Here is a 26,992-nt window from a genome sequence, read left to right on the forward strand (position 1 = left end):
CGCCGGCACTTACGGTAGGAACGACCCACACGGGGCGGACGCATCCGCGCGCCTCGTGTGGGTTTTTCGTATGACGGCGGAGAATCTTTCCAGCAGGACTCGCGCGATCGGCGCGCGAGGAGGATGAGTGAGAAAGCAGGCGGTGGATCAGTGAGCGGTGCGGACGCGATTCCCCAGTGCGCCGAATACAGTGAGGCGGACCATGCCCGCATGGTGCCCGAGCCTCCCGCCACGCGGCGTACCGAGTTCGAACGCGACCGCGCCCGCGTCCTCCACTCGGCCGCGCTGCGCCGGCTCGCGGACAAGACCCAGGTCGTCGGCCCCGGTGACGGGGACATACCGCGCACCCGGCTCACCCATTCCCTCGAGGTAGCGCAGATCGCCCGCTCCATCGGCTCCGGACTTGGCGCCGACATGGACTTGTGCGACCTCGCCGGGCTGTCCCACGACATCGGCCACCCTCCGTACGGGCACAACGGGGAGACCGCTCTCGCCGAGGTGGCAGAGGGCTGCGGCGGATTCGAGGGCAACGCGCAGACGGTGCGCATCCTCACCCGCATCGAACCCAAGGTCCTCTCCCGGGGCGGCGATCCTTCGAGCTCCGTCGGGCTCAACCTCTCTCGGGCCGCTCTCGACGCCGCCACGAAGTACCCGTGGACGCCGAAGGAAGGCACCTCCAAGTACGGCGCCTACCCCGAGGACGCCGAGATACTCGCGTGGATCCGGGAGGGCGCGCCGGGGGAGAGGCGATCCCTTGAAGCGCAGATCATGGACTATTCGGACGACGTCGCCTACTCGGTGCACGACGTCGAGGATGCGATCCTTGCCGGGCGCCTGGACATGAGCATCCTCGACGACGACAACGAGGTGGCCGCGCTGGCCGCGCTCGGCGCCTCCCACTTCTCGGACGCGGACGCCGCGTCGCTGGAGGCCGCGGCGGCGCGGCTTGCGAGCAGCTCCGACGTCATCAAGCTGAAGCCCTATGCCCCGACCTTCGAAGGTCTTGTGGCCCTGAAGGCGTTCACCTCGGGGATGGTCGGGCGGTTCGTGGGGCCGGCGATCGAGGCCACCCGCGCCGAATTCGGCGAGCACTCCCACCACAGATACAGCGCCGACCTGATCGCTCCCGCGGATGTCATCGCCGAGGTCGTGCTGCTCAAGACGATGGCCGTGCGGTACGTGATGCTCGACCCCGGGCATCGTGTGCGTCAGGATCGCCAACGCGATCGCATCCACCGCGTGGCCGAGTATCTTTCGGGTTCGGCACCCGCAAGCCTTGATCCGGCGCTCGTGCCCGCCTGGGAGCATGCAGAATCCGAGCAAGGAAGACTACGCGTCGTGGTCGACCAGATCGCGCTGTACACCGAATCCAGGCTGGAGCGGATCGACCGGCAGATCGCCGGTGTCTCCGCGGCCTGGGGTTAGCGTTCACGTCCTGTCTCGCGCTAGTTCGAGTAGAGGTCGTCCAACTCATCGATGGTCTTTCCCGAAGCGTCGGTGATGATGTCGAGAATCTTCTGGTAGTGACGCGAATCGCCGCTGACCAGTGAGACATGATCGTCTCCGTCGGCCATGACCAGGTCGCCGATGCCGTCTGCCTCCTCAACCGCGTCGATGTAGCGCATAGAGTTCTCCGGCGAGACCATGGTGTCGTTCGTGCCGTGGATAGCCACCACGGGGATCGAGGGATCGATGTTCTGGATCGGATCGACCGACTCGTAGCGGTCGGGGATCTCCTCGGGCGTCCCGCCGAGAACCTTGACGATCCGGTCATCGCCATGCTGAGCGGCGTAGATCATGTCCAGCGGCCCGGCGAGGGACACGACCCGCTTGGGCCTGAACTTCGGATCGTTACCCACCTCGTCTTGGCTCAACGAATGTCGAGTCCCCGCCCACATCGCCAATTGTGCTCCCGCGCTGTGGCCGACGACGAGCTCGTCGTCGATGGTGAACTCTGGGTGTTTTTCGTTGAGATCGACCACGTAATCGAGCGCGCTCGCGACATCGCTAAATGTGGTCGGCCAACCGCCACCGGAATCTACGCGGCGATACTCGATGTTGTACACGGCCATTCCGCGATCGACAAGGTCCTCGGCGTAGGTATTCATCACCTCGGCGCCGAGCTGCGAGGCCCACGAGCCGCCGTGGATCAGCACGACAAGAGGAATCGAATCCTCTTTGTGTTGGCCGGCGGGGAGGTAGAGGTCGCCCCAGTTCTGGTTCGGATCGCCTTCGCCCTCGGTGGGGTACTGGACCCTTGTCTTCTCGGGTTCGTCCCTGTCGGCGACGATGTCCGCGTCGGCTTCGACATTCTCGGACACCGTCGGTTGGGTCGACACCGACGAGGGATCGCCAGACGACGCCGAGGACTCGGTTTCCGGTTCGGAACCAGACGTGCATGCGGCCAGCAGCGTGACGCTGCACGCGATTGCTCCCATTGCCTTGAACCGGTGTCGGTTGATGCGCGTCCTCGTTGTGTCCATCACGGTGCCGCCTCACTCATCGCATTGTTCGTTTCTCCGTCACCGTATCTGAATTATTTAGTTTGCCTGATAACAACTGAGAGCGCCCGGCCCGAGCCCGCTCGACGTCTGCTGATTGAGAACGACGAAGGGCCGAGGAGTGGCTTGGTAGCCACATGCCTCGGCCCTTCGGTCTGTGTATGCGCCTTCTATGCGTCGAGATCGGTTTCGAGGAGCTTCGCGATTTCCTCGACTGCGGCGTCGTCGTCGCTGGTCACCGTTACTTCGACGCCTTTCTCCGCGCCAAGCGCCATGATCATCATCGACGAGGCGGCGTCGACGGGATCTTCTCCCGCGGTGCTGAGCTCGATATCCGTGTCGTACTTCTCGGCCGCTTCGGCAATGAGCCCTGCGGGGCGGGCGTGCAGCCCCTCCGCGGAGGCGACGATGACGGTCTTGCTTGCCATGGGGTTCTCCTTTAGGTATTTCGGATCCGCGCGCCAGCTTAGGCGACGACGGTTCCGCTGGCGTGGGACGCCGACTCTGCCTTGCTCACGGTTTCGACTCGATTACCGATGGACTTGGCGATGACGACGGCGATCGTGGACACGACGACTCCGGCGAGGATGGATACGAAGTAACCCCAGATCGGATGGATCGCGAAGATCACGAAGATGCCGCCGTGCGGGGCGTAGGACTCGACGGAGAATGCCATACTCAACGCGCCCGTCGTGGCACCGCCGAGCATCATCGACGGGATGACTCGGAGCGGATCGGCTGCCGCGAAAGGGATGGCGCCTTCGGAGATGAACGACAGGCCGAGCAACCACGCTGCGCGGCCGTTCTCGCGTTCCGCCGGGGTGAACAGATGCTTACGCACGAACGTGGCGATCGACAACGCGATCGGCGGGACCATGCCTGCTGCCATGACGGCGGCCATGATGCGCAGCGTCGAAGGTTCGTCGACGACGAGCCCGGCGGTGGCGAAGACGTACGCCGCCTTGTTCACCGGGCCGCCCAGGTCGAAGCACATCATTAGGCCGAGGATGAGCCCGAGGAGAATCGCCGAGGAACCGGACATGCTCGACAGTCCGTCGGTGAGCGTCTCCATCAGCCAAGCGATGGGCTGGCCGAGCAGAAGGAACATCACGAGCCCGATAATGAGCGAACCGAGGAGCGGGAACAGCACGACAGGCATAAGGCCGCGCAGCCAGGACGGCACACTCCACGAGCTCATCCAGCGCATGAGGAAGCCGGCGAGAATGCCGGTGATGAGCGCGCCAAGGAAACCGGCGTCGAGTGTCAGCGATATCGCGCCGCCGACGAAACCGGGGGCGAGCCCGGGGCGGTCGGCGATGCCCATCGCGATGTAGCCGGACAGCACCGGAATCATGAACGACATTGCTGCCTGGCCGATGGCGAAGAACACCACGCCCATGTACAGCATCATTCCGGTGCGATCGAGTGCCTCCGCGCCGGACGCGCCGGCGGCGACGAGCCCTTCGCCGTCAGTAAAGAGCTGGGGCGGGAGATCGGTGAGCGAGTAGGTGGTAACGATGTCCTGGTAGACGCCGGCCATGTCGTAGCCGCCGAACAGAAAGCCGAGCGCCATGAGGAGGCCGCCGGCCGCGACGAACGGGATCATGTAGCTGACGCCGCTCATCACACCGCGCTGGAGGGTGCGGGCCCAGTGCTCGCCCTTGCCGCCGCCGGACGCCGATTCCTCGCCCGATCCCGAGGCCGCCTTGACCCGGGTCGCGTTCGGATCTCGTGCGGCCTTCACCGCATCGTCGAGCATCTTCTCCGGGGCGTCGATCCCGCGCTTGACCGGTCCTTCGACGACCGGCTTTCCGGCGAACCGGCCCTTGTCTCGCACTCCGACGTCGGTGGCGAAGATGACCGCGTCGGCCTTGTCGATCTGCTCGGCGGTCAACGGCGTCGTTCCCGAGGAGCCCTGCGGCTCGACCGCGAAGTCGATGCCTTTGTCCTTGGCCGTCTGGGTCAGCGCGTCCGCCGCCATGTAGGTGTGGGCGATGCCGGTGGCGCAGGACGTCACCGCGACGATCCGCACGGCGTCGTCAACCTTCGCGGAGCCACTATCGTCGATGCCTGCGGATGCGGATGCTCCCGCTGCGGCCGCACCAGCGCCCACTGTGGCTGCGCCTGCCGCTCCGGCCGCGCCTGCGGCCGCGGTGTCTTCGCTTCCCGAGCCTCCATCGGACTTCGGCTTGTCCTCGACGGCGTCAAGGATGATCTTCACGGCCTCGGAATCGGTTTCCACCTGCCGGAGGGACTCGACGAAGTCCTTGCGCACGAGGCTGCGGGCAAGCTTGGACAGCATCTTGAGGTGCGCCTTGCCCTCGCCATCGGGCGCGCCGAGCATGAACACGAGATCGGCGGGGCCGTCGGCAGCGCCGAAGTCCACCGGGTTGGACAGCCGCGCGAAAGCGAGGCTCGGGGTGTCGATGGCCGCGGACTTGCAGTGCGGGATCGCGAAACCGCCCTTCATGCCCGTGGCAGCCTTCTCCTCACGCGCCAGCAGCGCCTCCACGGCACCGTCGAGGTCGTTCGCGCGCCCGGTGTCGACGAAGGCGCCGGCGAGCGTTCGGAGGACCCCCTCCTTGTTGTCTCCGAGATCCGCATCGAGGCGGACTGTGCCCGTCTCGATGAGTGGTGTGTCAGTCATCGTGAGTCCTTATCGGTCGGTCGTGCGTTAGTGGGATATGACGTCGATGTGCGGGGCCCGGTCCATGTCCAGGGCGTGCGGCAGTCCTGTTCCGGGAAGCGAGGCGGCCACGGAGCCATGGGCGACGGACCAGCGCAAACGCTCCGGCGGGTCGAGCTCCAGGTGCGCTGCGAGGAGATAGCCCGCGAGCGAGGAGTCTCCGGCGCCGACGGTGGAGCGCACCGCGATATCCGGCGGGCTCGCCGACCACACTCCGTCGGGCGTCGCGAGTAGCGCGCCTGCCCCTCCGAGCGTGACCAGCACCGCACCGACGCCGACGTCGACGAGTTCCCTCGCGGCATCCGCCACCGGCCCGAAATCGCCGGCTTCTGAGCCCGACTCGAGCACCGAACCATCGATGCCGAGCAGTTGGCCGAGTTCGAGACCGTTGGGTTTGATCAGATCCGGGAGGAAGCTGCTCTCCCGCGAGCCGGCGCGCATCGCGGCGCCGAGAGTCTCGAGCGGCGCATCCGAGGTGTCCAATGCGACCGGCACTCCGACGTCATGTAGCGCGGTGGTGGCCTCCAGATAGAAATCCGGCGGGCATCCGCGGGGGAGGGAGCCGCACAACGCGGCCCACGGCGAGGGGGAGCGCTGCGCCGCGGTGACGACGGTGTCGACGAGGGAATTACGCGCGGTGTCGCCCAGCTCGGCGCCCGGCGCGTTGAGTTTGGTGGTCGTTCCGTCCGGCTCGGTGACGGTGAGGTTGACCCGCACCGGATCCGCCACCGGGACCAGCTCGTGGGGGATCTGCGCGCCGCCGAGCATGGCGGCAAAGGGATCCGAGTGTGACGACGGGGCGACGGCGAGTACTTCGGGCAGCGCATACTTCGGCGCCGCTTCGCTCAGCACCCGCGCGACGTTGATGCCCTTGCCCCCGGCGACATCGGTGATATCGGAGAGTCTGTTGACGCCGCCGCGTTCGAGCGGACCTGCGACGTCGGCCGTGCGATCTACCGACGGGTTCATGGTGAGTGTGACGATCATGGGAAAACCACCTCTACATCTGCAGTGTCCAAAGCGCTTGCGAGTGACGACGGCGGTGGCGCATTGCCGACCAGCACGTCGACGCTGCCCAGCGAGGCAAATTGGACGACGTGATCGACCGAGTACTTCGACTCGTCGGCGAGCACAACGACTTTCCGGGCCGAAGCGACCATGGCGGACTTGACCGCAGCCTCGGCAGGGTCCGGCGTGGTCAGCCCGCGCTCGGCCGAGATCCCATTGGTGCCGATGAAGGCGACGTCCACACGTGTCTTTCGGATCGTGTCGACAGTGTTCGAACCGACGAGGGCGCCCGTGATGCCGCGGACCATCCCACCGAAGAGATAGAGCTGGGAAGTGTTTGCGCTGGCGAGCTCGGCGGCGATCGGCGCGGAATCGGTGTAGACGCTGAGCGCCCCACGACCTGTGAGTGTGGACACTGGCATGCGGGCGACCAGATGCGCCGTGGTCGAGCCGGCATCGATGATGATGGACCCGCCGGATGAGGGCAGATATTCGGCGGCGAGTCGAGCGATGGCAGTCTTGGCGGAGCGATGCTCCTGGGTACGGGCGGCCAGGCTACGTTCTGCGTGCCCCGAGGGTGCGACGGCGCCGCCGTGGGTGCGCTCGAGTTGGCCCGCCCCTTCGAGTGCCGCGAGGTCCCGGCGAATGGTTTCGGGGCTGACATCGAAATGCTCCGCGAGATCGGCAACGCTCACGGATCCCTGCGTGCCGACGCGCTGGGTGATGAGCTGCTGACGCTGCCGCGAGTACATGCGGTACGACCCTTTCGGTGAGCGGGGGACCACCGCCGAGGCGATGGACTTCATGTGTCGAGCGACCCTCCGTCGAGAAAAACTACCAAGAAGAGATGTAGACAACACTCGAATGAGGGATACGTGCCCGATTGGGTGGGTTCTACTGTTGATTAACGCCCATTTGTGTGGGTTTGTCAATTCCTTTTTGTTAAGCTGGTCACAACACGGGCGGCGAGGGCCGCGGCGTCTCACATGTGGTTCTGGAGGATTTGATGGCACTGCGCGAGGGTTCGATTCCGGAGAAGACGTTCTCCGGCACTGGGGTGGTTGCGGGCATCGCCTACGCCCCTGTCGTCTGGGCAAGCCATGTTGCGATCGAGGTATCCACGGAGTCCGACCCGTCGCTGTCCGGCGAGAGGGAGATCGAATACGAGAAGCAGCGGGTCGCCGACGCCGCGAACGCCGTCGCTGACAGGCTCATCGCCCGTGCCCAGCATGCTTCCGGCGCAGCGTCCGAAGTGCTTGCGGCCAATGCTCAGCTCGCCCGAGACAAGGGCTGGATCAAGGAAGCCGGGAAGAACGTTGCCAAGGGGGTTCGCGCCGAAGGTGCTGCCCAGCTGGCGACGAACAAGTTTGTCGGAATGTTCGAAAAGCTCGGCGGGCGGCAGGCCGAGCGCGTCACCGATCTCAAGGACATCTGCGCCCGCATCCTGGCCGAGCTCACGGGCCGGCCGGAACCCGGGGTTCCCGAGTTCGCCGAACCCTCCGTGCTCGCCGCTGCGGATCTCGCTCCCGCCGATACTGCGGGTCTGGACGCCGAATCCGTGCGCGCCATCGTCACGGAATTCGGCGGGCCGACCTCGCACACATCGATCATCGCCAGGCAGCTCGGCATTCCATGTGTTGTCGCGGCGTCCGGGCTCAGCGGAATAGAACCGGGATCGACCGTGCTCGTCGACGGTGCTGCCGGGACCATCGAACTCGGCGCCGACCCGGACGAGGCAACTGCCAGAGCAGAAGCGGACGCCGTGCTGCGAGAGAAGGCAGCCGCCTGGACCGGCCCCGCAGCACTCGCCGATGGAACGCCCGTCGACCTGCTTGCCAACGTGCAGGACGGCGCCACCGCGCGCGCCGCCGCGGAAGGGCCGGCGCAGGGGATCGGCCTCTTCCGCACGGAACTGGCATTTCTCGACAGAAGTAGCGAACCCACGGTCGACGAGCAGGCCGAGATGTACGGCGAAGTGCTCGATGCGTTCCCGGGCGCAAAGGTCGTCACTCGTACCCTCGACGCCGGATCGGACAAACCGGTGAAGTTTGCCGGACTCCCGGACGAGGACAACCCGGCACTCGGGGTGCGCGGTCTGCGCATTGATTCGTTGGACCGTGGCCTGCTCGATCGTCAACTCGATGGCTTGGCGAAGGCCGCCGAGCGACTCGAGAGCGGCAGGCAGGCTTGGGTGATGGCGCCGATGGTCGCCACGGTGACCGAGGCGAAGGACTTCGCAGCCCGCTGCCGGGAGCGCAACCTGAGCCCCGGGATCATGATTGAAATCCCCGCCGCTGCGATCAATATCGACAAATTCCTGCCGATCGTCGACTTCGTCTCCATCGGCACGAACGATCTGACCCAGTACACGATGGCCGCGGACCGAATGAGCCCGCATCTGGCCGAGCTCACCGACCCGTGGCAACCCGCGGTGCTCGGGCTCATCGCCCGCGTAGCCGAGGGCGCGCAGGAGTACGAGCGCGAACACTCGCGCACTGTGCCCGTGGGCGTGTGCGGGGAGGCCGCGGCGGATCCGTTCCTCGCAGTGGCACTCCTCGGAATGGGAGTGTCATCGCTATCGGCGGCAGCAGCGGCGGTGCCGTTCGTGGGGGCGCAACTCGCGGCAGTCTCGCCGCAAATCTGCGCCGAAGCCGCCCGCCTCGCGCTCGCCGCGGACACCGCCAAGGAGGCGAAGAAGTCGGTGATCGAGCTCGTATCCAGCAGTTAAGTACGAACTTATTTTCGCGTGGACAGCGCGACGTTTTCCCAGTTAGAATTCGGGGCCGAACACATCGTTCATTGGGCGTCGTCTCCGGTAACCCTCCGGTCTGCCCTGTCTCGTCCCGTACCTTCTCTGTGGGACGCCTTCGCACTCTCGGAGGACACTATGTCGAACTCGATCCCAAAGACCATGACCGCCTGGCGCCAGAACGCTTACGGTGGTCCCGAATCTCTCACGCGCGCCGAGGTGCCGGTTCCGCAGCCGGGCGAGGGAGAAGTGCTTATCAAGATCGGCGCCACATCGCTCAACGGCGCCGACATCCGCATCATGCGAGGGGATCCGAAGCTTGTCCGGCTCGGTTCCGGGATGCGCGGACCGAAAGAGAAAATCCGTGGCAAGGACGTCGCCGGGACGATCGTCGCGGTGGGGCCACGTGTCTTCGGTCGTTCGGTGGGAGACCGCGTCGTGGGTGAGCTGCCCGGTGGCGGCCTTGCCGAGTTTGTCGTCGCCTACTCGTCAAAGCTGAGCACGATTCCCAGCGGGGTCGACGATAAGATCGCCGCCACCTTGCCGCTCGCTGGCGGCACCGCTTGGCAGGCGTTGGAATCGGTCAACACCGATCGAGGTGCGAGCGTGCTCATCATCGGCGCCGGAGGCGGCGTCGGCACCTTTACCGTCAACCTGGCGACGTGGGCCGGCGCGCACGTTCACGCGCTGTGTAGCCCCAGAGCGATCGAGACGGTCGCCGCGCTCGGCGCCGAACGCGTCGACGATCGGACCGCGACGAGCACCGAGTCGTTGGCATCCGACGACTACGACGTCATCGTCGATCTCGGCGGCGTGGTGCCGCTGCGCGAACTGCGCAGGCTCGTCCGAGACGGTGGCGATGTCGTCGAGGTCGCTATGGGCGGCAACTCGGTAGTCGGGCCCCTGGGACGGGCAATCGGTTCTCAGGCCATGTCCACATGGTCGAAGAAGCATCTCCGTCCGCTCCTGGCAACCAAGCGGCCAGGCCTCACCAAGACCCTCCTCGACTTGGTCGCGTCCGGGGAGATCACCCCGCACATCGATCGCGAGGTCCCGCTCGATTCGGCAGATCAAGCAATCAAAGCATTAGATGACGGCGAAGTGGTCGGAAAAATCCTGGTCGTCCCCGGCTCCTAGGTGCGTGCTCGGCGCGCCCAGGGCGAAGCGGTGCGGCGAGGCTAGAATCGCCCTCCCACGGACCCGCCGCCACCGCCACCGCCGCCAAAGCCGCCGCGGCCACCGCCGAAGCCTCCTCCTCCGAACCCGCGGCTGCGGCCTCCGCCGGAGCCGAAGCTGGATCCGACGCCGAAGAGCACACCCCGCACGAGCGCTCCGGCAAGCTCGTCACCTACCGACCGGCTGCGTCCGTACCCGCGGCGCCGATAGCCGCCGAAGCCACCGGTCCCCATGCCGCCTCCGTACCCGCCGCGGAAACCGCCCCCGTAGCCTCCGCCGAGGGAGGCGAACGAGTCGCGGTTCTGGACGTCCTGCTGGGCGCTCGTCAGCGCTTGGCGGGCGAGCGTGCTCGCGGCGGTTGCCGCATCGGCGGCGACGTACCCTTCTGCCTGCTCGGCGTCCTTGAGTGCGCGTTCGGCGCTCGACAGCTTGCTTCTGGCGCTTTGCCCGACCACGGCTTCGCGCGCGTGAATGAACTGCTGCGCCTCACGGACTGCGCTGCGCGCAGAAGACAGCGAGGCCTCAACGGCGCGGCGAATGCGGTCGTTATCGGCGATCTCGCGGCCCGCGTCCGCCATCGCCTGGTCGAGAGCGACGTCGGCTTCGGCCAGCTCGCGGTAGCTTCCGAGCGGATCGTCTGCGCCCGAACCGGTCGCGTTGTCGAGCTTGTCCTGGGCGAGCGTCATTGCCTTGCGAAGGTCGGCCGCAAGACGCGGATCCAGAGCGGCGTCGTCGACCTGCGTGCGCGCCTCGACCAGTTCCTCGCGCACCTCCTCGATGAGGGCAGGAAGTTCGGCGGTGGCGCTGGCGATATCGGTGGAGGCGTTCTCCACCGCGTCGAGGAACGTCTCCGCCTTCTCCACGGCCTCCGCCGCGTGCATGATCTGGTCGACCGCCGCGCCCTGATTGCCCGTCGGATCCTGCAGCGCGGTCCGCGCCTGGTCGAGCTCGCTCTCCGCGCTTTCGATCAGTGCTTGCGCAAGCTCCGGGTTGTCCTCGATCGAGGCGAGTTTCTCGGCGGGATAACGCTGCCCGAGCGCCGTAAGCGTGGAGCGGGCCGAGTCGAGGCGAGAGCGCGCGGTGACAGTACGCCGACGCAGGGTGTCCACGGTGGTATCGCCGTTGACCAACATCCTGCGCATCTCGTCGAACCTCTCGCGCTGCTCATCGAGGGACTCCTCAGCCTGCGCTGAGACCTCGGCGAGCTGCAAGAGCATCTGCTTTTGTTGGGCCGGAGTTTCGGGAATGGTGTCGTCGAGCTCAGTGACTAGCTGATGGCCGTTACTCACCAGTGTCTCGGCGCGATCGATCGCCGACTGGAACTCGCGAGCGCGGATGTCGCCGAACTCGTCTCGCGCCGCCTCGAGCGCCGCCCGGGACGAACGCAGCGACTGGTCCGCGGAGGCGAGAGCCGCACGCGATCGAGCATCCAGGGTCGAGTTATCGAGCTGCGCGAGACTGCGCGAATCCGCGGGGTCGATCGACATCGCCCGTTCGGCTCGCTGCGCCTCGCGCTTCTTGCGGCGGCGAGACAGCCACCATGGAATGGCGACCAGGAGAATCACGATCAATACGATGATGAAACCGAAAAGGGCGAGCCCGCTCGAAGACGTGCCTGAACCGGAGGAGGACTCGCCGCGGAGTCCGTCGGCGGCGCCAACCGCAGATCCGGCCCAGTCGTCCTCGCGGAGGGCGGGGACGACACTCTCGGTGGCTACGTCTTGGATCTCCGACTCGGAGTAGCTCGGCCCGTCGTACTTGAGGCGGTATTCACCATCCTCGATCCCGACGGCGAGCAGCGCGTCGGTCGTTCCGAGGCCCGACTGCTGGTAGGTCTGCTCCGTCCACTGCTCGGCGCCGAGCCCGTCGAAGGTACTCACGTACGTAACCCACAGCGAGATGCCTCGGTCCGTCTGTAATTGGTCCAGGGCGGAACGAACACGGTCGGTATCGGCGCCGAGGACACCTGCGGAGTCGGAAATCTGCTCGTCCACTCGCATGGGCGCTTCGGCGTTCGCGGGGGCTGCGAGCTGCGCCGTCATCCAGAAAAGACAAGAAAGGACCATCGCGACTACGCCGATGCCCCGGACGACGACCGCGTGAACATGGCTGTGCGCCAGGAGCGCGGGGGTAGATGTCGTGGAGCCGGGACGAGCGACGGAGGTAGCCATACCAAAAACTCTAGCGAGACCGTTACCCTTGGTGGTTGTGGCTAGGCGGATTCCGGACAAGGACATAGCCGCGATCCGCGAGCGGGCACGCATCGAAGAGGTCGTCGGCGAATATGTCGCACTCAAACCCGGGGGAGTGGACTCCCTCAAGGGGCTCTCCCCGTTCAAGGACGAGAAGACCCCGTCGTTCCACGTGCGCCCACAACACGGCTACTACCACTGCTTTTCCACCGGCGAGGGCGGCGACGTCTACTCGTTCCTGATGAAGATGGAACACATCACCTTCGTCGAGGCAGTCGAGCAGCTCGCCGACCGGATCGGCTACCAGATCAACTATGAGGGCTCAGATTCCGGCTCCTCCGGGCCCGATCGCGGCGCACGGGCCCGCATCATCGCCGCCAACGCCGCGGCACAGAAGTTCTACGCCGAGCAACTCGGTTCGGAAGAAGCCCAGGTCGCACGCGACTTCCTCGCGCGAAAGGGCTTCGACCGGTCCGCAGCCGAGGCGTTCGGCTGTGGCTACGCGCCCTCGGGCTGGGACACGATGACCCAGGCCCTGCGCCGTCAGGGTTTCAGCCACGAGGATCTCGAAGCGGCAAAACTGTCGCGGAAATCCTCGCGCGGAACCTACATCGACTGGTTCCACAGGCGCATCCTGTGGCCCATCCGAAATAGTGCGGGCGAGGTCGTCGGCTTCGGCGCACGCAAACTGTTCGACGACGACCAAATGGGCAAGTACATGAACACCAGCGATTCACTGGTGTACAAGAAATCGCAGGTCCTCTTCGGTATCGACCTCGCGCGAAAGGAGATCGCGAAGCAGCGCCAGGCGGTCATCGTCGAAGGCTATACGGATGTCATGGCGATGCACGCCGCGGGTATCAAGACGGCTGTAGCGACGTGCGGTACGGCCTTCGGGCCCGAACACATGACTCTGTTGCGGCGGTTGCTGCTCGACGATAGCCACTTCCGCGGCCAGATCATTTACACCTTCGACGGTGACGAGGCCGGCAAGAAGGCCGCGATGCGCGCTTTTGCCGGGGACCAGCAGTTCGCCGGAAAGTCCTTCGTCGCGATCGCTCCGGGAGGTATGGACCCGAACGATCTTCGCCAGAATTCTGGCGATGCGGCGCTGCGCGACCTCATCGCCTCGCGCGTGCCTATGTTCGAGTTCGCGATCCGCACCATGCTCGAAAACCACGACCTCGACACCGCCGAGGGGCGCGTCGATGCGCTGCGCGAGACGGTGCCGGTCGTCGGCCGGATCCAGGACGCCGCGCTGCGGGATGACTACGCCCGTCAGCTTGCCGGCTGGGTGGGTTGGGACGATCCGGGCCAGGTCCTGCGCCGCGTGCGCGAGGAATCACGCAAACCCAAATCCGCCCAGGGTGCGAGGCCTCAGCGCAGGATGCGCGCGGTTTCGGATGATGGCGGAGGGAGCGTTCCCGAGGAAAATCCCGCGCCCCGCATGCTTTTGCCGGACCGACGCGACCCCAGCCTGTGGCCGCAACGCGAGGCTCTCAAGGCCGCCGTGCAGGAACCTGCGCTCGCCGGGCCGCTGTTCGATTCGCTTCCCGCGGAAACTTTTCGGCACCCGGCGTATCGGGCGCTGGCCGAGGCGATGGCGAACGCCGGCGGCACTGCCCAAGGGAAGGCCGGCGTGGAATGGATCGACGCGATCGTCAGTGCGATGTCTCCGTCGGCCGCGGCGCAGGGGCTGCGTTCGCTCGTCGGGGAGCTGGCGACCGAAGAGATCCCGGCCTCGCAGGACCGGCTTCCGATGTTCGTCGAGGGCGTCATCGCACGGGTACAGGAGACCTGGGTATCGCAGCAGATTGCCGTCCTCCGGGGTGCGGTGCAGAGGATGAATCCACAGACCGAGCCCGACGAGTATGCGGCCGCGTTCGGAGATCTCATCGCGCTCGAGTCCTACCGTCGTGGGCTGCTGGAGCGGGCAAGCGGCGCCACACAGGACATGGCATAGGAATAACTACGCTGAACTGCGGATTTGGTTGCGATGGCTCGATCCAGGTAAAGTCTGTGCTCGGTGCGAGCGTGCCCTACGGGTCGGCTCGTAAGCGATAATCCCCCATAGCTCAATTGGCAGAGCATTCGACTGTTAATCGAAGGGTTACTGGTTCGAGTCCAGTTGGGGGAGCACGATCCCACGACCAGAGCGGTTTCCGGAATTCCGGGAGCCGCTCTAGTTTTTTCGCCCCTATCGCGGGGCTGCCGAGGTCGGGCTAAGGGACAAAATGTGTGTCTGGCTCGGGCGTGTCGTTAGTGGATCCATCCTTTTTGGATGCCTTGGGAGTTGGACCATTCGATAGCGTTGTCGTAGAGGGCTGGTCGTCCGGTTTCGTGGTCGGCGAGGTTCTCGTTGTGGGTGAGGGCTTGTGCTTTGGCGAGTGCGTTCTTGCCCCACTGTTGGCCTCTGGCGATCTGTAGCGGGTCGTCAGGGGCTTCGGTTTTGAGATAGAGCCACCATTCGCACATCAGGCGTTGGTGTTCGGCGGCTTGTCCGCGGTGGGCGAAGGCGTGGACTTTGATCCCGGCATTGATGCCGCCCTCGAGAGTGTTCGTGGTTGCTGTGATGAGTTCGGGGGCTATCGCGCCCGGTGGCGGGTCGAGATAGCGAAATAACAGTTTGTGTCTGTGCAGGTAGAGCAGGCTGTTATACGCTTTCCGGGTTCGGTCGTGGGTGAAGGTCCACGCGCCGGTCTTACCTGGAGGTGGCGGGGTCTTTTCGTTGAGCCAGTGTTTGTAGATCCGTCCGAAGTCGTTGAGGTGGACGATCCATTCGGTGGCCTGTTCCACGGTCGTGATGCGGGTCAGTTGCAGGGCAAGTTGGTAGATCGCTCGACCGGCGTCGGTTCGTGGCCTGCTGGTGGTGTGGCGGCGGACGTTGCGTTGGGCATGGACCAGGCAGCGTTGCACGATCGTGCGAGGCCATTGCTTGGCGATCGCGGTGGCAGCGCCTTGGCCGCCGTCGATGACGACCATCAGTGGTGGGGCCATATGTTCGAGCAAGGTGCGGTAGGCCTGGATATTTTCACGGCGGGCCCAGTGCCAGGCCACAACGTGTGTGCGGGTCGCGGCCACCAGCAGGCACCCGGCTGCGGTATAGGTTCCGTCGATAAATAGCTGGTCATAGACGCGGAAACGGTCGGCGGGGACCGGGACTTGGACGTACCAGAACGTGTGGAAATAGCGATTGAGGGTGCGCCTGGAAATTCCGTGGTCGGCCGCAACCTGGTCGAGAGAGCCGGTTCCGGTGAGGTAATCGATGAACCAGCGGAAACGAGCATCGAGCCGCCGATCGGGGCGGTGTTTGGTCGAAGAGGATCCACACGATCGGCATCGCCATCTGGTCGTGCCGGCGCCTGTTGTGCCGTTGCGTTTCATCGTGTGACCACATATCGGGCATGCGGGGTGATTTTGGGCCATTACGCCAGCACACGCCCCGGCACTCATAACCGGCTGCAGATGTCACGTAAGGTCGCGAAATAATGATCAGCGGATTATAAATATCGAATCCGCGCAGCTCATCCCTCACAAATCACCGATCTCAGACACACTTTTTGTCCCTTAGCCCCCGAGGTCGATTCGTCATTCGGCTACTCGTGGGATTGTTCTGCCCGCTCGATCTCCTCGGGCAGGTTATCCTTCGATCGGTTCCGGCCTTCGACGGCTTTCGACGGCCATGCTCGCCACAGCAGTTGCGGCTGCGAGACACCCTTGAGTGACACCTCGATCGGATCGGTGAAGGCGAACGCACTGCGCTCGGCGAGCACGTCGCGAACATCCTCCGAGACGAGCGTCTCCTTGCCTTGTGCCTCGGCCGCGATGCGCGCGGCCATCGCGACATTAAGACCATAAAAATCACCGTCGCGCGCCACGACGGCGCCGCGATGCATGCCGATGCGGATAGCGATCGGCGTCGACATCAGTTTGCCCCTCATTCCGGCCAGATTCCGGTGCATCCGGATCGCGGCGCTCAACGCGTCGCCCGGCTCGGTGAACACGACCATGAACCCGTCGCCCTGGTCCTTGACGACGTGGCCGTGATGTCGAGCGATGGCGGCACGGACGATGTCGTCGTGGCGGGAAAGGATCTTCATCCAGGCCTTGTCGCCGAGCTCATCGTTGAGCGACGTGGATCCCTCGATGTCGGAGAACATGATTGTCACCGTGCCGTCAGCCGCCGTCAACTCACGGATCTCCTCGCGCTCGGCGAATACCCACCGGTCGAAATCATCGAGAGAGCTGGCGATGAGGCCACCGACCCCGTGGTCGCGCACGATCTGCGTCGACTCCGCGACGGCCTTGACGACTTTCGTAGCCCGCCGGACGACGGTAGGGGCGCGCTTCCTGTGCCGCCGCTCGATCGCCGCGGACTCCAGCTGGATGATGTACAGCTGCGCGCGGCGCAGCCGCGCCCAGAGCACGGCGACCGCGACGAGCGCGCCGACGCAGATCACGCCGAGCACGATGGACAGAATTACCACGGCAACGATCTTTCCACAGCGACGCCGCGCGAAGCGGCCGATCGCGCCTCAGGACTCATTGCCGTGGAGCTCCTGCAGCTCGAGCATCTTCTCATCCGACATCCGCTCGGGATACGTACCGTCGCCGAGATCCGGATCCGGGAGCACCTCGTCCGGGTCGTACACGAACACGTCCCGGCCGTCGCCGGCGAGACGCCGCATCGCCTCGAGAACGATCCGCCGCCCGACGGAATTGAATCCGCTGACCCGGGCCAGATCGATCGCCACGCACTGAGTGTCGATGTCGTGTGAGGTCAGCTGACTGAGAAAACGTTCCGCCGCGGAGAAATTGATATGTCCCTGGATTCTCACGACGGTGAAGGTATCGATCTCGCGGATCGACCGCACCGTCTGCACGCCATAGGGTTCCGTCGCCATGAGATGGAGACCCATGTCCTGGGACAGCCGCCGGAAGATCCGTGCCCCGGCGACGCTATTGCCCTTGCCATCCAGAGGGGGCGAGAAAGTCGCGAGTCCGAGCTGTCCCGGAAGGGTTCCGAGCATGCCACCGGACACGCCCGACTTGGCGGGAATGCCCACCGTCGTCATCCAGCGTCCCGCCGCGTCGTACATGCCTGCGGACGCCATGACGGCCTGGACCTGCCGCGCCACCGAGGCGCTGATGATCCGCTCTCCGGTAACCGGCTGAACGCCACCGTTGGCGAGCGTCGCGGCCATCACCGCCAGGTCCCGCACATCCACCTCGATCGAGCACTGCTCGACGTAACCGCGAACCGCGTCCTGCGCATCGTCCTGGATGACGTCGTAGGAGCGCAGCATATGGGCGAGCGAAAGATTTCGGTCCACGTGTTCGAGCTCGGAATCGGCCACCGTGTGATTTATTGTGAGCTCTCGCCCGGCGAACCGGGAGAAGAAGTCGAGGATGTAGTCCACACGCTCGGGGACCGGGGACTCTTCCCCGTTGATCAGCTGATTCACCGCGATCGCGCCGGCATTGATCATCGGATTGAGCGGGCGGCCGGTCTCATCGTCGAGCGACAATTCGTTGAAGGCCTCGCCCGACGGCTCGACATCGACGACCTCGAGGACTCGCTTGAGCCCGTGCTCCTCGAGCGCGGCGGCATAGACGAAAGGCTTGGACATCGATTGGATGGTGAACTTCGCCGTGTCATCGCCAACACTGTAGACATGGCCGTTCGTCGCGCACACGGCAACGGAGAGTAACGAGGGATCGACCTTCGACAGCTCGGGGATATAGTCGGCGACATTCCCGCCGCGGGTGCCCGCGCAGTCGCGCATGAGCTCGTCGAGGTAGTCGGGGATCGGTGTGCGCACTCGCGTCCTTTCGTCCGTTCGCGGATCGTCCGGCGAACTTATATACAGTCGGGTTCGTGGTGCACAGGCAAATCTACGTGAACGCGACTTCGGTGAACACCGCACGGCGCGGCCATTCGTTCAGGTGCGGCCGAAGGTGACGCGCTCGGTCGATGTGTTGGTGATCGGGGCGGGGCAAGCCGGGTTGTCGGTGTCCTATCACCTCCGGCGCACGGGTTTCGTCCCTCTGCACCTGCTGGATGACGGCGCCGTCGCGCGCTCCGCGCGCAGCTTTCTCGTGGTCGACGCGAATCCTGGTCCGGGTGGAGCGTGGCAACACAGGTGGGACTCGTTGACGATGTCGAGGGTCAACGGCATATTCGATCTGCCCGGTATGCCGCAGGAGGACGTGCCCGGCGACGTGCGCTCCAACGTCGCCCTACCTGACTATTTCGCGCGTTTCGAGAACGAGTACGACATCGGCATCGAGCGGCCGGTACGCGTGTACTCGGTGGACTACGAGGATCCGGACGATCCGCGTTCGTGGCTGCGTGTGGCGACCGATGGTGGTGCGCTGCGCGCGCGAGTGATCATGAACGCGACGGGCACCTGGACCAAACCCTTCGTCCCGTGGGTGCCCGGGGCCGATACTTTCGCCGGAGAGCAGCTCCACACCGTCGACTACCACCGGGCCGAGGCCTTTACCGGGCAGCGCGTCGCCATCGTCGGTGGCGGAATCTCGGCGCTCACGTTCCTTCTCGAGGTCGCCGAAGTCGGCGAGACGCTGTGGTTCACCCGGCGTGAGCCGGTATTCCGGGAAGGCGAGTTCACCCCGGAGATCGGCAGGATGGTGATCAGCCGGGTCGAAGAAACGGTACGCATGGGGATGCGGCCGGAGAGTGTGGTCTCCTCCACCGAACTCCGGTGGACGCCCGAACTCCGACGGGCACAGCGCGCGGGGATTCTGGAACGCAGGCCGATGTTCAGCTCGATCGAACCGACCGGTGTCCGCATGCCCGACGGTAGCCTCGAGGCGGTCGACGCCATCATCTGGGCGACCGGCTTTCGCTGGGAGCTCGGTCATCTTCGCGGACTGAACCTCCGCGCGCCCGGTGGCGGAATCGAGATGGAGCCGCCGATGGTGGCGGGGGAGCCGCGCGTCTATCTCGTGGGCTACGGCCCGAGCGCATCGACAGTCGGTGCGAACCGTGCCGGGCGGCAGGCGGTCACCATGGCGCGCGAGTTCCTGGGCGACAGGTAGCGCCGGCTAGTCCGAAAGCTCGACGACTTCGAACTCCAATATTCCCTCGGACTTCGACACCGTCGTTCCGGGTTCGCGCGGGGTGCGCTGCCCGGCCCAGGCCTGAAAGTCCTCTTCGGATGCCCACTTGGTGATGACGAAGTAGTCCTTCGTCTCACCGGTCGGGCGGAGCAGCTCGAATCCCTCGAACCCCGGAGCCTCGTCGACGGAATGCTTGCGTTGGGCGAATCGCTTCTCGAGCTCGGCGGAGTCTCCCTCGGGAACGGAGAGCCGATTGATCTTGACCACGGTCACTTCTCGTACCTCCTTGTCGTCTCCATACTGCTCTCTAGCTACGCGAACCTCCAAGTGATCTGGGCCATATTGTCCGGAGGCGACCTCGTTGCCCTAAACTCGGCTATTAGCGATTAACTAAAATCCTGATTTGGCGAGGCTCGGAGATGTTCATGCACTACTTCACCCAGATTGACGACGACGTGTACGAGCCCACCGAGCGTGTGGGCGGCGCCTGGAATCCGGAAGAACAGCACGTGTGTCCTCTACTCGGGCTCCTGGCACAACGCGTCGAGAGAGATCGTGACGCCCGCCGCGATGACGGGCTAGTGGTGGCGCGGCTGTCCTATGACATTCTCGGCACGCTTCGGATGCAACCCATTCAATTACGCACCACCGTGCTGCGACCCGGCCGTTCCATTGAGCTGGTCGAGGTCGTCGCCTCGCAGGACGGGCGCGACGGCGTGGCTTTGCGGGCCTGGCTCATGCAGCCGCAGGACTCCGCTGGAGTAAAGGGACAGGCCTTTGATCCGATGCCCGCGGTCGATGAGATGGATGGTTTCGACATGACGGGGATCTGGGGCGGCGGATTCATCGCTTCCATCGAGGCGCGTCGCGCCCTTCATGGAGCCGGAAGTGCGCAGGTGTGGGCACGCTCGGACACTCTGCTTGTCGAAGGGGAGGAACAGAGCGGACTCGCCGCGTTTGCCGGCATGCTCGATCTGGCCAACGGGATCGCCGTACGTGCGGAGCCGCAAGAGGTGCTTTACCCCAACATCGATCTCACCGCTCACCTGTTCCGGCAACCCGAAGGGGATTGGGTCGGCTACGACACCCGGGTCTCATTCGGCGGCGAGGGCGTGGGGCTCACCGAAACCGTGCTCCACGACATGCGCGGTCCGGTCGGGACGAGTTCGCAGATTCTTACGGTCCGGCCTCGCTAGTACTCGCGGCTCTCCAAAGGTCGCGTGCCGAAGCGACCGCACAGCACGCGGCCCCTCGATGGCATCGCGGCATCTACGGCATTCGCGGCGGCTATCTCGGGACTGATATTGTCCGCAATCCTGCCGCACTCGCTTTACGTTCCGGCCTAACTACTGGTCGAACACGGGTATTCGGCCACCGTAGGCACGCTACGGGCGGAACGGCATCACCGCAGGTGCATGGGTGAGTGCGTGGTGGGCCCAGCCGGACTTGAACCGGCGACCAGCGGATTATGAGTCCGCGGCTCTAACCAACTGAGCTATAGGCCCTAGCGCGATATATCGTACCGGCAGCCGCGGCGATTCTAGGAAACCGGTGCCGCTTTGCTCTCGTCGAACAGCGTCGCGTCGTGCGCGTTGAAGATCATCAGATTCGGGTCACGCTGCTTCCACAATTCGTGTAGTCGATCCTGGTTGTCGAGATACATCCCCAGGTCGAATGCGTTGAGGTAGGCCTGCGCCTTCATTCCGAACGGCACGCGGCGCCGGAGCCCTCGAATCTCATTGCGGTGGTCGAATGCATCTCCGCAGTGCAAGAGCCAGCGTCCGCCGTCATCCACCGCCACGCACGCATGCCCGCGCGAATGCCCGGGCATGGTAACCAGCACAATGCCCGGATCGATCTCGGTGAGCTCTTTCGCTGCCGCGAAGTCGTTCCACCGTTCGCCGTACGGGCTGTGCTCGACGACCTTGGGGTCGTGGGAGAACTGGGCGGTGTTGTAGCGAATTCGCTCGTGGCGGGTCGGCCCGCGCAACGCGCCGAGGGCCTCGGCGCTGGTCACGTGGATCTGGGCTTCCGGGAAATCGGAGATCCCACCAGCGTGGTCGAAATCCATGTGTGTGAGCACGATATGGCGCACGTCCCGCGGATCGAAACCGAGCGCACGCACCTGGTTGATCGCGAACTCCTGCGGGTCGGCGGCCAGACCGAGCACGTGGCGCATGGGGCCGAGGCGGGCCGCAGGCTCGGCGAAGTCCGCCCCGCTCATCCCCGAGTCGACGAGCACGAGACCAGCCGGGGTCTCGATGAGTAACACGTGACACACCATGCGGGCTACCGAGGTGTTCATCGTTCCACAGTTGAGGTGGTGGACGCGTAGACCCATCGGACGGTTTCCTCACTTCGAAGTGGCTGCAATCTGTGGCACAAGCTAGCACGGAACGCGCAACGGCACGGTCCGATTTCCATGCTGGATAAGGTGGGGGCATGGTCGACGATAATCAGCGCACGCGCGTGCTCGAAGCCCTGGCCGACATCGATGCATGGCCGGTCGACAATGCCGCCGCCGCGGTGATCGCGCCTCTTGGCTCTGGCGAAGCTCCCAAGGTCCTCGCAACCTACGGCGATACCGGCGCGGCGTTCGAACTTGCCTCGGTGACCAAGCTTCTCACGGCAGGTGCCGCCCTCATGGCCATTGAGGAAGGCGCGATCGAACTCGATGAGGCAGCAGGGCCGCGAGGGTCGACGGTGCGGCACCTACTTGCCCATGCCTCGGGCGTAGCCTTCGATTCCGCGGAGGTCAAGGCCGAACCGGGAACCAAGCGCATCTATTCGAGCGCCGGCTACGAGATCCTCGCGGGGCACATCGCGGACTCTACGGGGATAGATTTCCCGTCATATCTCGCCGAAGGGTTGTGCGGCGCGTTGGGGATGACGTCGACGGAACTCGACGGCTCGGCGGGGCACGGCGCCCGATCGAACGTGGACGACCTGAGCGCGCTGGCCGCGGAAATGCTTTCGCCGCGGGTGCTTTCGCCGCTGACGTGGACAGAGGCGTGCGAGGTTGCCTGGCCGGAGATCAACGGACTCGTGCCCGGCTATGGGATGTTCAAGCCATGCCCATGGGGGCTGGGGCCGGAAATCAAAGGCGACAAGAGCGCTCACTGGACCGGCACGCAGAATTCCGCGCGCACCTTCGGCCACTTCGGCCAGTCGGGAACGCTGCTGTGGGTCGATCCCGAAGCTGGCGACGGGGGAGTGGCGCTCGTCGTCCTCACCGACCGCGCGTTCGGGGATTGGGCCAAGCCGCTGTGGACGAATCTGTCCGATGCCGTGATCACGGCGACCGGATAGCTGCTGCGTCCGACGTCATACCTGAACTTCCCAGCTCTACATCCGTGTGGGCGACACGCCGTCTCGGTGCCACGCCCGGACGCGCCGAGGGCTGTACGTTAACTGAGAATGCCGAACTGTACCTTGTAGCCGTTAGACACATGAGGCACACTGGGATTCAGCTGTAACACGAGACAACAGAATTTACATATAGACATCAGAACTCACCTGGTTCTTGAGGCGTAGGGGAAGACGTTCCTCAAGCGAATCGGGAGTGTTGTTCGATGACAGACCTAAAAATTTACGGAGACACGACGACGGGTGTGGTTTTCATCCATGCCACGCCGGTGGCTCTGTGCCAGCATGTGGAGTGGTCCTTGCGGACCATTCTCGAACGATCCGGCGAGCTCCAATGGGCCGAGCAGCCGGCGCTTTCCGGTGCCCGGAAGGCGATCATCGACTGGATCGGCCCGGTGGGGACCGGCGCCCGTCTTGCGCAGGCCCTTGAGAAGTGGGATCTCATCTCATTCGAGGTCACCGAGGATCCCTCGGAGATGGTCGACGGTGAGCGATTTTCGTACACTCCTGACCTCGGTATGTGGCGAGGACAGACGGGTGCCTCCGGCGACGTTGTGCTCGGCGAGGACCGCCTCCGCCACCTGATGAGCCAGGGCGCCGAGTCGTTCCACGCCGCCATGGAAGAAGAGCTGGGCACCGCCTGGGACAGCGCCCTGGAGCCGCTTCGCGGTTTCGACAACACCCCGGAAGTGACCTGGCTTTCGCGCGTGGGCTAACGCCCGTCGCGGCCGTCGGTGACCCCGAACAACACTCCCGGGCTCACTCGGTTCCGGCTACGGCGATGCCGCGGTCGGCAAGCAATTGCCGAAGTACGTCGGGATAATTCGTGATGATCCCGTCGACACCGGCGTCGAGGAGGTACTCCATCGTGGCGATGTGGTCGACCGTCCACGGGATCACCTTCAGACCCAGCTCGTGCGCCCGGCTGACTAGCTCGGGCGTTGTATAAGGTTCGCACCCAGTTTTTGAGACATCGCAGGTCTGCGGCGCGGTATCCACCGGGGAATAGGCTTTGACGCCCGCTAGCGATGCCGCCGCGGCGACGCCGTCTCCGCCGAAATCGTCGACATCGAGTCCACCGAGCCACGGAGACCTTCCTGGCCTCCCGACCTCGAGGAAGTCCCCATTCGTCAGCGCAACGAGGGGGATCGAGGGGTCGATCTCGTTCATGAGCCGGAGCGCGCCCCAATCGAAGCTCTGAATCTCGACTCGGTCGCTGAACCCTGACGCGGTGATCTCCTCATGGACTCGTCGCACGAATTGCTCGCGGGGCGCGGTCTCTTCCGGCGCCGCGGCCTCTACTTTCGTTTCGATATTGAAACGCACATCCCCGTTTCCGCTTTCTCGCACGAGATCGAATACCTCTGCAAGCGTCATCATCAGGGTGCCGGGATGAAGCTGCTGGTCCGGATATTCGGGCTTGCGCAAGGAGCCGCAGTCGAGCGTCCGAATCTGCGCGAGGGTGAGGTCCTTGACGAAATGCTCGGTGTAGGGAAATTGGGGGTCGCCGTCGGTGAGAGGCTCGGTGTCCTGGCAGACGGCCTTATTGATCTTGCGGTCGTGTGTGACTACGACCTGCCCGTCTTTGGTGATCTGCGTGTCGAGCTCGAGTGTTGTGACGCCTAGCTTCAGGGCCTCGCCGAAGGAATGCGGGGAACTTTCGACGTGGAGCCCGATACCACCGCGATGGGCCTGGAGGTCGAAACCGTCGGGCAGATGATTCATCGATTCGTCCTTGCTTCCAGAGCCCAGTGAACCGAGGCTAGCGGAAACTGTCGATAACGACACTGAATGGCTTGCCGTGTTGAGGGACGGGGACGGGGAAGGGGACGCGGAAACAGCAGGGACGATCCCTGCCATCAGCGTGACACTAACCGCAGCTGCGCGGGCGGTCCTCAGAGCAAGCACTGCGTTCTCTTTCGACGACGTTATTGGAGCCCGAAGACTATTCGGCCCATTGATGCCCGCCACCGTAGGAGACGTGAGTTTACGGCGGGTTGCCAGCCGATAGACGAATGGAAAAGCGCCGCGAACGACTTCGCGCCCACTTCCCCGGAGTGGGGAAATGGGCGCGAGGTGCGCGAGCCTGTACGACTAGAGCGGAATGTTGTTGTGTTCGCCGCGCTGGTGCGGTGCGAGTGCCAGCGTGGACGCGATACGATAGCGCGTCTCGGCCGGCTGAATGACCTCGTCGACGACGCCGATATCCATCGCACGGCCGACGCCGCCGGAAATCTTGGCGTGCTCCTCGGCCAATCGCTCGTGGAGCGCCTCGCGCTCGGACTCCGGCGCCGCTGCTAGCGCACGCTTGTGCAAGACGCCTACGGCGGCCTTGGCGCCCATGACGGCTACCTCAGCGTTCGGCCATGCGTACACTGCCGACGCGCCGAGCGCCATCGAGTTCATGGCGATATAAGCGCCGCCGTAGATCTTGCGCGTGACGAGGGTGACCCTGGCGACCTTCGCTTCCGAGAATGCGTGAAGCAGCTTGGCGCCGCGGCGTACGACTCCGTCCCACTCCTGGGCCACGCCCGGGAGATACCCCGGTACGTCGACAAGGACGACGAGCGGGATGCCGAACGCGTCGGCCATGCGCACGAAACGGGCCGCCTTCTCCGCAGATTCGGAGTTGAGGCATCCGCCCAGGCGAAGAGGGTTGTTCGCGATGAGTCCCACGGTTCGACCTGCGAGGCGCCCAAAGCCGACAACGATCGACGGAGCCCATTTGCTCTGCAGCTCAACAAAACTAGAGGATCCGTCCTCGCGGGCATCGACGACGTGATCAACGATGGGATGGACATCGTAGGCCCGCCGCGGGGACTCCGGGAAGAGAGCGCCGATGTCAGCGTGCTCGTCACGGAGAGCCTCCGAGTCAAAGACTCCCTGCTGGCTGAGTAGCGTCGAGAGCTCACGCGCCCTCTCGTAAGCCTCGGATTCCGAATCGCTGGCGATGTGGCACACGCCCGACTTGCGGTGGTGGGCGGTCGGTCCTCCGAGCTCGATCTGGGTGACCTGCTCGCCGGTGACCTGGCGCACCACATCGGGCCCGGTGACGAACACTTTGCCCTCGGGGGCCATGATGACCACGTCCGTGAGCGCGGGGCCGTACGCGGCTCCGCCGGCTGCTGCGCCCAGTACGACGGAGATCTGCGGAATCTTCCCGGATGCGCGAACCATTGCGTGGAACACGAGCCCGACACCGTGTAGCGCCTCGACGCCCTCGGCGAGCCGAGCGCCACCGGAGTGCCACAGCCCGATGCACGGCACGCCTTCTTCCAAAGCGGTGTCGATCGCGGAAACGATATGTGCGCAGCCAACGTGGCCCATCGCCCCGCCCATTATCGTGGCATCGGTGCAGAAGGCGACGACGGGAGAACCGTTGATAGTTCCGCGTGCTGCGACAACACCGGCGCGGTCGTAGGTATCGGGGGCGTCGGCTGCCTGAAGTGGGGACAAGGTGCCCTCGTCCAGAAGCGTGGCGAGACGTACGTACGGATTGCGCGGATCCACGTCTTCGATAGTGGAGATGTCAGGTGTAGCGAATGCAGTCATAGCTGGCGTTTCCTTAAAGGCTCTTCATTTGTCGAGTGGCTGTGCCACGTGCTCGACCTCGCGCTTGACGCGATCAATATGCGGAGGAAAGTGCCGCTTGGGGTGGAAGCAGCCAGTTCCGTCGTAACGATCCGAAAGTTCGTGCTTGCTGCGCTCACTGGCGTATCGGACGACGGACTACATGCTGTTACGCGTTCGAGGAGTTCGCGGTGAGGGGCGATCTCTCCGACTACCTGAATGCGGCTGCGCTGGACGCAGGGGCGGAAGGCGCTATTCGCTCACACCGGCTGCCAGGTGGTCCTAGAGGCAACGGAGCGTGGGGTGAGGCCCACGGATATTTGTGAACGAAGTGGTAGTGCGTATCAATGGTATCGCGGTGCGGCTAATGCCGCACGCCGGCCGGCGGTTGCCGACCGACGGGGCAGGAAGGCTAGGCCTCGATCTTCTCGACGTACGAGACGGCGTCGCCGACCGTACGCAGTTTACCGAGATCCTCGTCGGGAATCTCCACGCCGTAGCGGTCTTCGAGCTGCACGGCGATTTCCACCATGGACAGCGAATCGATATCGAGATCATCTACGAACGACTTCTCCTCGGTGACTTCCGAGGGCTCGATCCCGGTAACCTCTTCGACTACCTCGGCGAGGCCGGAGATGATTTCTTCCTTGGTGCGTGCCAT

General features: G+C 64.7%; 22 protein-coding genes and 2 tRNA genes. 9 read left to right on the forward strand and 15 right to left on the reverse strand.

The features are described 5' to 3' along the window. Nucleotides 1–123: 123 nt before the first annotated feature. Nucleotides 124–1,425: a deoxyguanosinetriphosphate triphosphohydrolase gene (locus BJL86_RS06260; RefSeq protein ID WP_075844881.1), complete on the forward strand. Its 1,302-nt coding sequence runs from the start codon at nucleotides 124–126 to the stop codon at nucleotides 1,423–1,425. Nucleotides 1,426–1,445: 20 nt separating this feature from the next. Here the strand turns inward: BJL86_RS06260 and BJL86_RS06265 are convergent, their stop codons facing one another. The 5 genes from BJL86_RS06265 to BJL86_RS06285 form a co-directional block, all read right to left on the reverse strand. After that, nucleotides 1,446–2,483, reverse strand: coding sequence for an alpha/beta hydrolase family protein (locus BJL86_RS06265; RefSeq protein WP_232229014.1), 1,038 nt, complete (start codon nucleotides 2,481–2,483; stop codon nucleotides 1,446–1,448). Nucleotides 2,484–2,671: 188 nt separating this feature from the next. Beyond that, complete coding sequence (locus tag BJL86_RS06270) at nucleotides 2,672–2,929, reverse strand: HPr family phosphocarrier protein (protein WP_067471932.1); 258 nt, start codon at nucleotides 2,927–2,929, stop codon at nucleotides 2,672–2,674. 38 nt (nucleotides 2,930–2,967) lie between these two features. After that, the gene (locus BJL86_RS06275; RefSeq protein ID WP_067471936.1) at nucleotides 2,968–5,148 is read right to left on the reverse strand and encodes a PTS fructose transporter subunit IIABC; all 2,181 of its coding nucleotides are present in this window, start codon (nucleotides 5,146–5,148) and stop codon (nucleotides 2,968–2,970) included. A gap of 27 nt (nucleotides 5,149–5,175) precedes the next feature. Beyond that, entirely contained in the window at nucleotides 5,176–6,174 is a 999-nt protein-coding gene (locus tag BJL86_RS06280; protein ID WP_067471939.1) for a 1-phosphofructokinase family hexose kinase, read from the reverse strand. Beyond that, a complete protein-coding gene (locus BJL86_RS06285) occupies nucleotides 6,171–7,001 on the reverse strand; it encodes a DeoR/GlpR family DNA-binding transcription regulator (RefSeq protein ID WP_231887117.1) in 831 nt (276 codons plus the stop codon). The genes BJL86_RS06280 and BJL86_RS06285 overlap by 4 nt, the downstream gene beginning before the upstream one ends. Before the next feature lie 200 nt (nucleotides 7,002–7,201). Here BJL86_RS06285 and BJL86_RS06290 point away from each other — a divergent pair, with 200 nt between their 5' ends. Further along, nucleotides 7,202–8,923 (forward strand): putative PEP-binding protein, encoded by a 1,722-nt coding sequence (locus BJL86_RS06290; protein ID WP_067471941.1) that lies wholly within the window; start codon nucleotides 7,202–7,204, stop codon nucleotides 8,921–8,923. Between the two features lie 159 nt (nucleotides 8,924–9,082). Beyond that, nucleotides 9,083–10,081: a quinone oxidoreductase family protein gene (locus BJL86_RS06295; RefSeq protein WP_082908334.1), complete on the forward strand. Its 999-nt coding sequence runs from the start codon at nucleotides 9,083–9,085 to the stop codon at nucleotides 10,079–10,081. 41 nt (nucleotides 10,082–10,122) lie between these two features. On the opposite strand, the gene BJL86_RS17095 is transcribed toward BJL86_RS06295, so the two are convergent. Further along, entirely contained in the window at nucleotides 10,123–12,291 is a 2,169-nt protein-coding gene (locus BJL86_RS17095; protein WP_197487521.1) for a TPM domain-containing protein, read from the reverse strand. 37 nt (nucleotides 12,292–12,328) lie between these two features. On the opposite strand from BJL86_RS17095, the gene dnaG reads away from it, so the two are divergent. Together dnaG and BJL86_RS06310 are read left to right on the forward strand one after the other, a co-directional pair. After that, nucleotides 12,329–14,275 (forward strand): DNA primase, encoded by a 1,947-nt coding sequence (gene dnaG / locus BJL86_RS06305; RefSeq protein WP_067471944.1) that lies wholly within the window; start codon nucleotides 12,329–12,331, stop codon nucleotides 14,273–14,275. A gap of 101 nt (nucleotides 14,276–14,376) precedes the next feature. Further along, a tRNA-Asn gene (locus BJL86_RS06310) sits at nucleotides 14,377–14,449 on the forward strand. A 122-nt stretch (nucleotides 14,450–14,571) separates the two neighbouring features. Here BJL86_RS06310 and BJL86_RS06315 read toward each other — a convergent pair. The 3 genes from BJL86_RS06315 to BJL86_RS06325 form a co-directional block, all read right to left on the reverse strand. Then, complete coding sequence (locus BJL86_RS06315) at nucleotides 14,572–15,738, reverse strand: IS1249 family transposase (RefSeq protein ID WP_067473417.1); 1,167 nt, start codon at nucleotides 15,736–15,738, stop codon at nucleotides 14,572–14,574. Between the two features lie 170 nt (nucleotides 15,739–15,908). Then, nucleotides 15,909–16,799 carry an adenylate/guanylate cyclase domain-containing protein gene (locus tag BJL86_RS06320; RefSeq protein WP_067477145.1) on the reverse strand — a complete coding sequence of 297 codons (891 nt, stop codon included), beginning with the start codon at nucleotides 16,797–16,799 and terminating at the stop codon, nucleotides 15,909–15,911. Between the two features lie 48 nt (nucleotides 16,800–16,847). After that, nucleotides 16,848–18,134 (reverse strand): glutaminase, encoded by a 1,287-nt coding sequence (locus BJL86_RS06325; protein WP_075844882.1) that lies wholly within the window; start codon nucleotides 18,132–18,134, stop codon nucleotides 16,848–16,850. 136 nt (nucleotides 18,135–18,270) lie between these two features. Between BJL86_RS06325 and BJL86_RS06330 the strand changes: the two genes are divergently transcribed. Then, nucleotides 18,271–19,374 (forward strand): NAD(P)-binding domain-containing protein, encoded by a 1,104-nt coding sequence (locus BJL86_RS06330; protein ID WP_197487644.1) that lies wholly within the window; start codon nucleotides 18,271–18,273, stop codon nucleotides 19,372–19,374. Nucleotides 19,375–19,380: 6 nt separating this feature from the next. On the opposite strand, the gene BJL86_RS06335 is transcribed toward BJL86_RS06330, so the two are convergent. Then, nucleotides 19,381–19,668: an antibiotic biosynthesis monooxygenase family protein gene (locus tag BJL86_RS06335; RefSeq protein WP_067477140.1), complete on the reverse strand. Its 288-nt coding sequence runs from the start codon at nucleotides 19,666–19,668 to the stop codon at nucleotides 19,381–19,383. Between the two features lie 152 nt (nucleotides 19,669–19,820). Between BJL86_RS06335 and BJL86_RS06340 the strand changes: the two genes are divergently transcribed. Beyond that, nucleotides 19,821–20,591, forward strand: coding sequence for a thioesterase family protein (locus BJL86_RS06340; RefSeq protein ID WP_067477150.1), 771 nt, complete (start codon nucleotides 19,821–19,823; stop codon nucleotides 20,589–20,591). 232 nt (nucleotides 20,592–20,823) lie between these two features. Here BJL86_RS06340 and BJL86_RS06345 read toward each other — a convergent pair. Together BJL86_RS06345 and BJL86_RS06350 are read right to left on the reverse strand one after the other, a co-directional pair. Beyond that, nucleotides 20,824–20,900: transfer RNA gene (locus BJL86_RS06345), tRNA-Ile, on the reverse strand. Between the two features lie 35 nt (nucleotides 20,901–20,935). Then, a complete protein-coding gene (locus BJL86_RS06350) occupies nucleotides 20,936–21,700 on the reverse strand; it encodes an MBL fold metallo-hydrolase (protein ID WP_232229015.1) in 765 nt (254 codons plus the stop codon). A gap of 137 nt (nucleotides 21,701–21,837) precedes the next feature. Here BJL86_RS06350 and BJL86_RS06355 point away from each other — a divergent pair, with 137 nt between their 5' ends. Together BJL86_RS06355 and BJL86_RS06360 are read left to right on the forward strand one after the other, a co-directional pair. Further along, nucleotides 21,838–22,704, forward strand: a complete 867-nt coding sequence (locus BJL86_RS06355) for a serine hydrolase domain-containing protein (RefSeq protein WP_067477134.1) — start codon at nucleotides 21,838–21,840, stop codon at nucleotides 22,702–22,704. 263 nt (nucleotides 22,705–22,967) lie between these two features. After that, nucleotides 22,968–23,477: a DUF3145 family protein gene (locus BJL86_RS06360; RefSeq protein WP_067477131.1), complete on the forward strand. Its 510-nt coding sequence runs from the start codon at nucleotides 22,968–22,970 to the stop codon at nucleotides 23,475–23,477. A 43-nt stretch (nucleotides 23,478–23,520) separates the two neighbouring features. Here BJL86_RS06360 and BJL86_RS06365 read toward each other — a convergent pair whose 3' ends face one another. From BJL86_RS06365 to acpM, 3 genes are all read right to left on the reverse strand, one after another. After that, a complete protein-coding gene (locus tag BJL86_RS06365; protein WP_156515413.1) occupies nucleotides 23,521–24,486 on the reverse strand; it encodes a glycerophosphodiester phosphodiesterase family protein in 966 nt (321 codons plus the stop codon). A 369-nt stretch (nucleotides 24,487–24,855) separates the two neighbouring features. After that, nucleotides 24,856–26,313, reverse strand: coding sequence for an acyl-CoA carboxylase subunit beta (locus BJL86_RS06370; protein ID WP_067477125.1), 1,458 nt, complete (start codon nucleotides 26,311–26,313; stop codon nucleotides 24,856–24,858). Nucleotides 26,314–26,743: 430 nt separating this feature from the next. Further along, nucleotides 26,744–26,992: a meromycolate extension acyl carrier protein AcpM gene (acpM, locus tag BJL86_RS06375; RefSeq protein ID WP_067477122.1), complete on the reverse strand. Its 249-nt coding sequence runs from the start codon at nucleotides 26,990–26,992 to the stop codon at nucleotides 26,744–26,746.

The organism is Dietzia timorensis (assembly GCF_001659785.1).
GTDB classification, from domain to species: Bacteria; Actinomycetota; Actinomycetes; order Mycobacteriales; family Mycobacteriaceae; genus Dietzia; species Dietzia timorensis.